This is a genomic window from Nostoc punctiforme PCC 73102, assembly GCF_000020025.1.
Classification (GTDB): Bacteria; Cyanobacteriota; Cyanobacteriia; order Cyanobacteriales; family Nostocaceae; genus Nostoc; species Nostoc punctiforme.
Window position 1 is genome coordinate 1,016,783 of the sequence record NC_010628.1, and the last position, 11,196, is coordinate 1,027,978.

Here is an 11,196-nt window from a genome sequence, read left to right on the forward strand (position 1 = left end):
TCACCTCGTATATGCAAGTAAATTCGCACCATAATAAGTACTCAAATCCTTGATATATAAGGGATTGAGCCGGAAAATATTTCTTTGTAAGACAGGTGCTACAAATACACTTAACTATAAAGTCACGTAATTAGCAAGTAAGATTACAGTTTTCTGCATACTTAAGAAATTCAAAAGGCGAATAGAGTGTAACTCCATTCGCCAAAGACTATATTTAAGCTGCTTTTCAAGTATCAAATAAGCACAAATTAAAAGCTTGTTAAAGCTACTAAATGTTTGCTTGCTGGCGTTGATATAGTGACCAATACAAACCCTTTTGTTGCAATAACTCTGAGTGAGTCCCACGTTCGGCAATCACGCCTTGTTCTAATACCAAAATCAAATCAGCGCGTTTGAGAGGGGCAAAGCGGTGAGCAATCAGAAACACGGTACGGTTAGCGGAAACTTTTTGCAGGTTTTGTAGTACTTGTTGTTCGGTTTCACTATCCAAAGCGCTGGTAGCTTCATCTAAAACTAAAATCGGCGCTTGGGAAAGAAATAATCTTGCGAGGGCAATACGTTGTCTTTGTCCGCCAGATAAAGCTGTACCGCGTTCACCCACATTGGTTTCGTAACCGTAGGGTAATTGACTGATGAAGTCGTGTGCTACTGCTAGTCTTGCCGCCTCTACCACTTGCTCTGCGGTAATGTCGGGAGTACCGAGAGTGATATTTTCCAAAATGGAACCGTTGAATAAAAAGTCTTCTTGGAGAACTACACTAACTTGTTGCCGCAGTGAGGCTAAATCGGCGCTTTTTATATCAAAACCATCAATAAGAATGCGTCCTGATTCAATCTGATAGAGACGTTGCAATAGCTTAGATAGGGTACTTTTCCCAGAACCGCTACGTCCGACAATGCCAACAAATTGCCCTGGTTCAGCATTGAAAGAGATTCCCCTCAGAATTGCTTCAAAGTTGGGACGGTAGCGGAAAAATACTTGCTCGAAGGTGACTTGTCCTTTCAGTGGTGGTAAAACTAGCCCCGTTCCCAGTTCAGCTTCTGGGGAGACGTTGAGAATATCACCAATGCGATCTACAGAAAGTAGCACTTGTTGGAGGGTCTGCCATAACTGTACTAAGCGCAAAAGTGGGCCCGTGACTCTGCCAGATAGCATTTGAAAGGCAACTAGCTGTCCGATTGTGAGCTTTTGTTCGATGACTAATTTGGCTCCAAACCAGAGAATCAGCATGGTGGAAAAATTAGTGAGAAAGTCACCAATGTTGCTGCTGATATTGGAGGTGGTAGAGGCTTTAAAACCTGTGCGGATGAAGCGAGCAAATAAGCCTTCCCAGCGATCGCGGGCTACTGGTTCTGCTGCATGGGCTTTAACGGAATGAATCCCCGTGATTGTCTCTACTAAAAAGGATTGACTATCGGCACTCCGGTTAAAAGTTTCGTTGAGCCAGTTACGCAGAATTGGTGTTGCAACTATCGTCAAAGTCGCAAATAGCGGCAGTACTGCTAAAGCCACAAAGGTGAGTGGGACGTTGTAGTAAAACATCAATGCTAGGTACACCACAGCAAAGATGCTATCTAGAATCACAGTTAATGCTGTACCTGTGAGGAACTGACGAATTTGTTCGAGTTCCTGGACTCGTGCTACTGTGTCTCCAACGCGCCGCGACTCAAAATAAGCCAAAGGCAGACGCATCAGATGGCGAAATAACTGTGCTGATAAACTTAAATCCAGACGACGGGCTGTATGGGTAAAGATGAATAGGCGCAGAATGCCAAGTACGGACTCAAATATGGCTACACAAAGAAGTGCGATCGCCATAACATCAAGAGTCGGCAAACTCCCCTGCACCATTACTTTATCAATAACTACTTGCGTAATTAGTGGTGTTGTTAACCCCAAAAGCTGCAAGGTAAAAGATGCTAATAATACTTCTGTTAGTAATCCCTTATACTTCCAAACTGCTGGGGTGAACCAACTAAGGTTAAATGTTTCTTGTTTAGATATGAGTTCTACTTGCCACAATCGTCCATCCCACGATGCCTCAACTATGGACTGTGGTAAGCTTTCACAAATGCGATCGGGATTTAGAGGGTTAGCGATAATTAAGCGATCACCCTTAACTCCATAAGCTACCACCCAGGATGGACTCTGGGGTGAGTCAGAATTCCACAACAGTAAAGCTGGAAATGACAGTTGTCGCAACTCACCCCAACTCACTTGTAACCGCCGCATCACTAACCCTAACTTTTCTCCTGCTTCCACAACCTGTTTTGGGCGTTGTCCTCTGAGTTGACGTTGCACCCATTCCAGCTGCACAGAGTTTTCTAGCTGTTGCGCCACCATTGTTAAACAAGCAGCAGCAGTGTTCCAGCTAGCAACAAATGGATAATTTGAGATGATTAAATTCGCGGCTGGGAGTCGTTTTTGGGGTTGGAGGCTGTGAGGGCTGGAAGTCCCATCTGAGACTGTTACTGAAGGATTGGAAGAGAAGGAAAATGTCTCTCTTTCTCCCTCCATATCCACTGGTAAGACTTGCCAAAATTCCTGAATTTGTGGGTTAGAAAATTCTGTCCACAGGGCTGTATCCCAACACACTACTACTACTTCTTTGCTAGCAGCTACAGCTTTAAAATCCGCAGACAGCTTTTGTAAAGCACCAAACCAATCTCCCACATCTAGGGCTGCCAAAGGTTTGCCAACTCCCTCTTCTCGTAAGCGAACTTTTCCAGCCACAACTAAGAATTGGTAACGGCCGACATCGTTTGACCAAATTTTTTCTCCCAAACGATACTGACGAGTTTGACACTCATTTTCCAATTGGGATTGTTGCTCGGGAGTCAGCCAGCATAGCGGCGGCTGATTCCAAGGCAAAGAAGCTAGCACTTTTAATCGTAAAGATTCATTATCCAGAATTTTTAACTCACTTGTAGCTTGACTGTCAGTTTTTGAATTTTCTCTGCTAGCCATTTCTCAAATAACTCATTTTGTAGTGCTTGCTTGAGTTGAGTATCTTCTAAAGACGCTGGCAGAAATTGTTCTACTCGAAACAAACCATAAGGTCCTTCTCCTTGGGGAGAGTCTTTGCCAACGATTTCTATTGGTCCTATTAATTGTCCAGGACTTGCCACATCAATAGCAGCCCGTAATATATCCGGCATACTTCCTCGGCTGACTATTCCCATCATGCCGTTCACAATTCGGTCATCTGAAAGTGAATACTCTTTAGCTAGTTGCTCAAAACTACCTCCTTCTTCAATTTGGGTTTGTAGTTCGTCTGCCAATTCTCGATTATTAACAACTATCCGAGATAGTACTATCCGATCCAAAAAGATTTTGCGTTCAATAAAATATTCTTGGATTTTTGGTTCCGTAACTACAGCTTTCAGCTTTTCTAACTTGTAACCAAAAGTAACTGATGTGTGAAATGTGGCGTAATCTGTGTTATTGGTTTTTAACCATTCTTGAAAACTTTGGGGATCAGTTAGTTGATTTTTCAGTCTAAAGTCAATAATGGCCTGTTCGGTTATCGCTGTACCAATTTCAATATCGTCTCGTGTTCGGATTTCTTCCTCAATTACGTGCTGGCGGAGAATATCTCCAATGAACTGCCCCAATTTTCCAGAGGCTTGCAGGTACTTTACAGCTTCCTCAATAGAAATTATTTGGTCATTAATTGTCAAAAATGATAAAGATTCCATGAATTAATTATGTGAAAATGGTAAAACTCTTATAGAACTTTTAAATTAAATCATATAGAGATCATCTGGTCGTTGATAAATAAAAATGATAAAGATTCTATGAACTAATTACATCTAAATGGTCAAAAAATTATATAGCTACTCAATATAATAATTTCCCATGATTCTGTTTACAGTCTAGTGGGGACAAAACAGGATTGAAAATTTCAGACTTAGTGCAGTAGTAAAGCAGATTGCTTATTTTCTACCACTGGCCCTCATGAGTATTGGGTATTGAGTGCCGTTAGCAGTAGCGGGGCGTTTAGCCCGTGCTTAGTGCTGAGTTGAGAATCTCACTTCTTTACTCAGAACTCAAAGAAGAGGAACCGTTTTACCCAATGCCCAATTCCCAATACTCGATCTACTTAATGATATTTATCCATGTCCAGGAAAGTAGCACAGCCGCGATCGCACCGATTAATGTATTAAAAATATTTACTACCTCATTGGTCAGCCAGGTATACTTAGATTGCAACGTTGCCCCAATCACACTTTCTAAGTTTGTGGCAATAAATGCTGCCAGTACACACCAAGCGACTCCTAATAGATCGATTAAACCAACTCCCCAACCAACAAATGCGATCGCTACAGAAGCCACGATACCTGCTAAAGTTCCCTCCAAGCTTACAGCTCCTTCTGTACCACGAGGCACTGGTTTGAGTGTGGTAATTAGAAAGGTGCTTTTACCATACGCTTTACCAACTTCACTTGCGGTAGTGTCAGCCAGTTTGGTACTGAAACTCGCTACATAGCCTAGTAATAATAGGGACTGGAGACTTGTACTGAGCGCAGCCGGAGTATTGGGAACTAAAGACTTGTACTGAGCAAAGTCGAAGTATTGGGAACTAGGTAAAATAAATCCCGAATTTATTATCCCTACTCCCAAGGCACACAGCGCCCCGGTCAAAGCTGAACCCCAGACATTCTCCGGGCCCCTAGCCCCAGAACGCTTTTCGGCAATTCCTTCAGCCTCTTTCTGCGCCATCCCGATGCGGGTAACACCAGAACCAACCAGAAAATAAAACATTACTACTGTATATCCTTGCCAGCCTAGAGTTACCCAAATTAGGATAGCCAGAAACCACGCATGAAATGATCCAGCAGGCGTAAGTAGCTTTTTCGGAGCAATCCAAGCTAAACCCAATAGAATTGTGTTTAATACTACTGCCACCAACCAGGGATTAACAGAATCAATTAAGGATGACATCAGCAATTAATCATGAGTAATTTTGTCTTAACATGAACAGAATAACGGATTTGTCATGCTTAGTGCTTAGTTCCTGAAACCTCTCCAGTTAAAGTAATATGTTTGTATTGTTAACTGAATTGCATCCGATCGCTCTTAAAGCTGAGTGTAAAACTACAAACAACGTTTTACATATACACTGCAATATTTATTAAAGGAGGTAGATTAAACAAAATGCAAAAATTTTGTTTAGTTGGGTAGACTCTTCTAGTAACTTATCCAAAGCACTTTATTATGTTACGTAAAGTTCTCAATACACCATCTATCATAAAGTTGTCAGCTCTGAAATTTAAGTTACTGAGTGTCTTGCCTAGGCAAACATAAATTATTAGTATACCTGCACAAGAGAAAGTAGTCACCTAAAGAATTAAGTGTAAATTATGTAAATGTAGGGCGAAGTCCTTAGCCCAAGGTGCAGTGACTCAAGTTATACTCAGTCCCTAGTTTTAGTTATAAGGATCAAGGATATAAATTATTGTCAGCTAAAACTGTGTTCAAGTTGACGACAATCAAAACTTAACAGAATAAATTGTAGATAGTATTAACTACTAAAATTTTTCCCAGAAGCTATGAGCCAAACTTTATTCCATCTTGCTTTCCCTGTGACTGACATTGCCCAAACAAAAGCATATTACGTGGATGGATTGGGCTGCATTCCTGGTCGTGAAAACCATCACGCGCTGATTCTAAATCTCTATGGTCATCAACTAGTGGCTCACGTAACAAAAGAACCCTTGATACCGCAACAAACTATATATCCCAGACACTTTGGGCTAATTTTTACCCAAGAACGTGACTGGCAAGACTTACTAGAAAGGGCACAACAAAAACAGCTACTTTTTCGTGAAGAAACCAAAAATCGCTTTGTCGGTTCTCCTCTTGAACATCGTACTTTCTTTCTAGAAGATCCTTTTTATAACCTTATGGAATTCAAGTATTATCGTCACCCAGAGGCGATTTTTGGAAGTTACGAACATATGCAAATTGGGGATAGGACTTAAGTAATTCGTAATTCGTAATTTAAAGATGAATAGATTCAGGGTGTTAAGTATCTTGGCTACTAACTGGATGCTTTTTTAAGGAAGGGCAGCTTAATAGGCTCTGTTAAAGCTGCTTTGACTGCTGCTAAACTCCTTGGGTCTGTTAGCATCCAAGGGTGTAGGGCAACTGGTACTATTACTTCGCTTCCTACTGGCATTTGTGAACTATTCGCTGGGACAATCATCAAATCATAAGGTGTCCAGATCGAAGTAAAATCTAATTGCTCCAATATTACAGCATCAGAATTTAAATCCTTGAGAAAAATGCTGTCGGGGCGCATTTGTATACAACCAGGACGCTGGGAACCATAAGCAACCACAGTTCCATGATGGGGTGAAGAGATCGTAATAAATCTCTGAATGCGGTTAATTCCTCCCAGTCGCTGGATATAGTAACGGCTGACAATCCCTCCCATACTAAAGCCTATTAAATCTAGCTCTTGTTCTGGTGCAAAGGTGGCTGTAACATAATCGGCTACCTGCTTTGCCAATTTATCAAGGCCCACATCACCATTATTAGGAACCAGATCCAGAGAATATACAGACCACCCCTGTAATCCTAAGTAACCTGTCATTTTATGAAAAACCGCCCCCCTATCGTCAATGCCATGTACCAATAGCACAGGATTGCGCTGCTGATTTTCAGTATTCATCTCTCAAATCTGGCTGAATGAAGTCTGTACAAAATGTAACTGAGTGCTGTTGCTATCTGGGAACAATCTATGACACTCCTCCCACTGGTTAAAAGTAAACCGCTTGCTTTTTTTCCAATCAATAATTTTCAAACGAAGAAGTGTTAATTTTTATAAAGCTTGCTTTCAGAATCTTGCTCTTAGTTACAGTAAAATTTAATAATTAGTTCTCGGTGTATGAAGGTCGCAAGTGCTTGCATAAAGAACATTTGCCCTATAGTTTTACTACAATGTTGATTAAGCACAAATCTATAAGGGTTGTCATCAGAACGAGATGACACCAAAACAGGAAATGTTACATTTTTTCGTAATTTTTAACAATTACGGTCGAGTTCCAAATATACAAGGCAGGAGTAATTGTAATGGATTTTATCAAAAAGTTAATTTCAGGGATTCTCGGTTTCGTGACTGGGATTCTTGGTTTCGTGACTGGGTTGTTACCTGGTAAAAAACAAAGCAATGGTTACTTCTTAGAACTGGACGAAGCAACCAGCCAATCGAAACCAGCAGCATCAAACGGTAAAAAGGCTGCGGCCCCAGCAGTATCTTCGGCTGCAAAAAGCCCTGAACCTCAGACTGCTAAAGCAACCACAGCTGCGACACAGACCAAAGTAGAAGCATCTCAGAATGGTAAAGCTGTCAAAGCTGAACCCGCTAAAGCAGTCGCCACCGCTAGCCCAAAAACACCTGCTGAAACCACCTTTGCACCAAAATATCTTGCTCCTTCGACTACTAGCTCTAATGGTCGTCGTCGTCCAGGTGCGAATATGAGTGCTTACCTAGACATGGCACGTCAGGTTAAAACGCCTAACACGTCTAACAATTGATAGAGAGGCGAAATTGCCGGTCTCTACAAGTTGAATGTGAATCCGCAAGGTTAAGGCAAATTTGCCAGTTGTAGATGGAGGAACTCTCCAAGCTAGGAGCGATCGCTTAATTTTCTCCACTACAACTTCATCTTTATACGGTAGAGACTTTTTCATCAAAAACTAATCTTTTCCCATTTCCTCTGAATCAAAGCTCTTGAAGCCAAAAGACATATTGACTTCTTTTGCTACTGGAGATTGTGGCGATCGCTAATTGCTTCCACTGCTTTGGCTACTTGGGTTAATACCATTGTAGGATCGTTTGTCTGACTTAGCACGGCAAAGGGTAATAAGCCTGGAACACTCATAAACCAAACCTGTCTGTAGGTTGTTCCCACAGGCGTATTACCTCAAACTGATGATAAGTGTTGTTTAATTTAAAACTGTTTTCATTGACTAATTCTGAACTTGTTTTTCTCAAATAGATTACTACTTGACGCATTTCTTTGTTAGGAAAGCGGCGATAAACCCTAACCCGATAATTTAACATCCGAAAGGGGATGGCTTCATCAGGGTCGGTTTGAAATTCGGTATGTAGAACTAAATTATAAGATTGTAATAAAATTAATGAATCGGCACGAATTGGTTCGCTTGATAATTCAGTGGGGCTAAGTTCTGTTAATTTAATCGGTGAACCTAGTAACCAAGTTGCTAAGTCATCTTTGAAGTTTTCGGCAATGAATTTACAGATATTGTCATACATGGCAGCCTGAAAGTAAGGGGATCAGAGATTTTGATAAAAATTTAATTTGTTGCTGTTGGGTTTTATTGTGTCAACCCAACATAATGTTACTAAATCACTGTTTTAAACACCACCTAACCTAATTACCAAGTAACTCTTGTCTACGCTGCTCCTGTTCTTGCTTCTCAACTTGAGCATATATGTCCCAATATTCACCTACTGCTCCTAGAGATTCATAGTGTATTTCATCTCTCAATTTATCAGCTTTTTCATCAGCTCCTAAAATAGACATAATTTCTCTACGTTGTGGTTTTTCAAGTTCCAAAAACCATTTTATAAAAGCTGAGATAATGATTTCTTTGGAGAATATATTGTCATGGGTAACAGCACAGGAGGGACATACATAGGTAAGATAATTAGACTCATCACCTACAGATCCTATATCTATTTTTTTAATCTTAATTGATGTCTCGGCAATATAAAAATTTGTTTGCTGGCATGGTTGACTTAGAGCATTTTGACTTGCAATGCATTCTATAAGATTATTAGGTCGTTTTTGTTCAGCAAAATTCATTGCTGTTGCTAAAATAGCTATGTAACCAGGATAGTTAGGTAGCATTTCTCCCTTTGAAGCCATCCAAGGAAGTTTAGATAAAACAGAGAAGTAATGGTATCTGGTTCTTATACAAGGGTTCATAAATGCTTTTTTCTTTCCAAAGTAATGTTGTTCTGTCAAGTCAATATCCATTTGTTGATAATATTCTGGAGAGAGAGCATCTCTCTGACAACTTTGAGCGACTTTAGCTAGTATATTCATGTTAACCTGTGCATCACTTCTCATTGGTGTTAACAACAAAGCCGAGCTAGTTACTACCAAAGCTATTAAGCTTTTAAATGTGAAATTCATCATTTATTTCCTTCTCTTATTACTTGTTCTAATTCATCGGAAGCTTTAGGAATGGGATATGTAGATTCCCAAGGATTAGGGATATTAGCCCCATCATTTTTTGTACCTATTGCGTTTTTGGGTTGTTTTTTTGGAACTTCTTGTTTAGGTGTTAATTTCCGTGTATTTGAGGTTATTACAGTTGTTTTTGGTCGTTGCTTAATTTGCAAATAAACCTGTTTAGCCTTTTCAAGTTTAATTTTTGTCTGTCGGTCTTTATCGGCTTGTTGCCTTTTTTGTGCAACTAAAGCATCTTGATGTTCATTTTCTCTTATCACCGCCTCTAGCTGCTCTGTTTCTGCTGTAGCAGCAGCTTCTTTTTTAATAGCCGCTTGTCTCTCTTGCTCTGCTTTTAAAATAGCCTGAAGTTTTTCTTTTTCTATCTCTTCTATTTGAGCTTGTTCGATTTCTAGTTTGTCAGATGTAGGCAAAGTTAGAGGGCTTATTGTGGGTTGAGGTTGAGCATTTGTTGGGATTTCATAAACTTTGGTAACTGGTGAGGGAACTGAACTAGGAATAGCTACTGGGATATTTCCTTCAGGAGAAACAGAAACCGGGTTTTTATTGTTTGGTAGGTTAAGAGCAGCAGTAAAAACCGCAAAACAACCAACTCCTAAGCCGATGAAAACTTGCCAAAGTTTTTGACTTTTCGGAGTCTGGCTAGAAAGTGTATTGACTGATTTAGCTCCACCGAATGATACAGTAGCTACAGAACTAGATGACGCAGCAGATTTAGACCCATTGTTTGATTGAATTGTCGTTTGTTGCCATAGTATTCTAGGCATTTGTAACGCTTTTTCAATTTCGCTCAATTTCTGCAAAATCACTTGCGTATTTTCAGGACGCTGATTTACAGTAGGAGCCATTAAATGGTCGATTAAATCTGCCAAAAGGGGAGAAAGATTGAGTGCAGATTTTCGCCAGTGCAACTCGTTCGTGAGAGGATCGTAAATAGATTGATCCTGGGGTTCCTTACCTGTGAGCAGAAAAATAAAAGTCCGTCCCAATGCAAAAAAGTCTGACTGCTGTACTGAATAACCGTTTTGTTGCTCTGGTGGGGAATAACCCTGTGAAATAATTCTGGTATGGGAATTTCCCGCCAAAATTGTTGTTGTGACTTGTCGAACTGCACCAAAATCAATTAAGACAAGCTGCCCATTTGGTTGCAGCATGATATTTTGAGGTTTAATATCACGATGAAAATATTGATGAGCGTGTACTAAAGCAAGAATTTCTACAAGTTGTTTGAGCCAATTGAGAGCTTGAGCTTCAGAAATACGTTGATAATTACGAAATTCCATCCACTGCTCTAAATTTACGCCTTCAATTTTCTCCATTGCTAAACAGTGCAATGGTAGAGAGCTATTTTTAGGTAAAACAGTAAAATAACCATCTGGTTCTACCTTGGGAATACCCGCACTGTTTAGCTGGCTCAAAACCCTTGCTTCCTGCTGAAACAGTTCAATAGCTTTAGGGTTATTGTCAGTTAGCACTTTTAAAACTTTCGTTTTCCCACACTCTTCAACTTCAAAAGTGTTACCAAAGCCACCTTGTCCTAGTTGTTTGATTACCCGATAGCGACCTTGCAACAGTATTTCTGACCCACAGTTACGGCAAATAAGGTTGTTTGCATTCACTGGGTCAACTGGTTTTGGACAATGGGGATTTATACAATAGGTCATTAGACAAAAGTAAATATCCTAAAAAAATGATTTTTATTGATATTTAAACAGAGGGCTAAATCTATAATGTTCTATTAATAGAGTTCCCTAAAATTTTGACAAAGTAACATATATAGCGGTTCTCACTTGCCATACAGTCTGAACTTCACCTCGTATTTGCTGATGTAAACACTCCCCTATCTTTAGCAAGGCTACGATGTAGATACATCTTTGTATAAAACCAAAATTGTTTAAGATCCCCCTAAATCCCCCTTAAAAAGGAGGACTTTGAAGGGCTTTTGCCTTCTTTTTTAAGGAAGGTTAG

General features: G+C 40.1%; 8 protein-coding genes and 1 pseudogene. 2 read left to right on the plus strand and 7 right to left on the minus strand.

Going from position 1 to position 11,196, the window contains the following annotated elements; all coding sequences use genetic code 11:
• Positions 1–268: 268 nt before the first annotated feature.
• The 3 genes from NPUN_RS04390 to NPUN_RS04400 all read right to left on the minus strand — a co-directional run bounded on the left by NPUN_RS04390 (position 269) and on the right by NPUN_RS04400 (position 4,945).
• A complete protein-coding gene (locus tag NPUN_RS04390) occupies positions 269–2,968 on the minus strand; it encodes a type I secretion system permease/ATPase (RefSeq protein WP_041565189.1) in 2,700 nt (899 codons plus the stop codon).
• The gene (locus NPUN_RS04395; RefSeq protein ID WP_012407625.1) at positions 2,917–3,699 is read right to left on the minus strand and encodes a peptidylprolyl isomerase; all 783 of its coding nucleotides are present in this window, start codon (positions 3,697–3,699) and stop codon (positions 2,917–2,919) included. Before NPUN_RS04395 ends, NPUN_RS04390 begins: the two co-directional genes overlap by 52 nt.
• A 400-nt stretch (positions 3,700–4,099) precedes the next feature.
• Positions 4,100–4,945, minus strand: a complete 846-nt coding sequence (locus NPUN_RS04400; RefSeq protein WP_012407626.1) for a DUF92 domain-containing protein — start codon at positions 4,943–4,945, stop codon at positions 4,100–4,102.
• A 608-nt stretch (positions 4,946–5,553) separates the two neighbouring features.
• Here NPUN_RS04400 and NPUN_RS04405 point away from each other — a divergent pair.
• Complete coding sequence (locus NPUN_RS04405; RefSeq protein ID WP_012407627.1) at positions 5,554–5,985, plus strand: VOC family protein; 432 nt, start codon at positions 5,554–5,556, stop codon at positions 5,983–5,985.
• A gap of 59 nt (positions 5,986–6,044) precedes the next feature.
• On the opposite strand, the gene NPUN_RS04410 is transcribed toward NPUN_RS04405, so the two are convergent.
• Complete coding sequence (locus tag NPUN_RS04410) at positions 6,045–6,677, minus strand: esterase/lipase family protein (RefSeq protein WP_012407628.1); 633 nt, start codon at positions 6,675–6,677, stop codon at positions 6,045–6,047.
• Positions 6,678–7,078: 401 nt separating this feature from the next.
• Here NPUN_RS04410 and NPUN_RS04415 point away from each other — a divergent pair, with 401 nt between their 5' ends.
• Positions 7,079–7,543, plus strand: a complete 465-nt coding sequence (locus NPUN_RS04415; RefSeq protein ID WP_012407629.1) for a hypothetical protein — start codon at positions 7,079–7,081, stop codon at positions 7,541–7,543.
• A 242-nt stretch (positions 7,544–7,785) separates the two neighbouring features.
• On the opposite strand, the pseudogene NPUN_RS04420 reads toward NPUN_RS04415, so the two are convergent.
• The 3 genes and pseudogenes from NPUN_RS04420 to NPUN_RS04430 form a co-directional block, all read right to left on the minus strand.
• Positions 7,786–8,285, minus strand: a pseudogene (locus NPUN_RS04420) (Rpn family recombination-promoting nuclease/putative transposase); the annotation flags it as partial.
• Between the two features lie 118 nt (positions 8,286–8,403).
• Entirely contained in the window at positions 8,404–9,174 is a 771-nt protein-coding gene (locus NPUN_RS04425; RefSeq protein WP_012407631.1) for a hypothetical protein, read from the minus strand.
• Positions 9,171–10,892, minus strand: coding sequence for a serine/threonine protein kinase (locus tag NPUN_RS04430; RefSeq protein ID WP_012407632.1), 1,722 nt, complete (start codon positions 10,890–10,892; stop codon positions 9,171–9,173). The genes NPUN_RS04425 and NPUN_RS04430 overlap by 4 nt, the downstream gene beginning before the upstream one ends.
• Between the last annotated feature and the right edge of the window lie 304 nt (positions 10,893–11,196).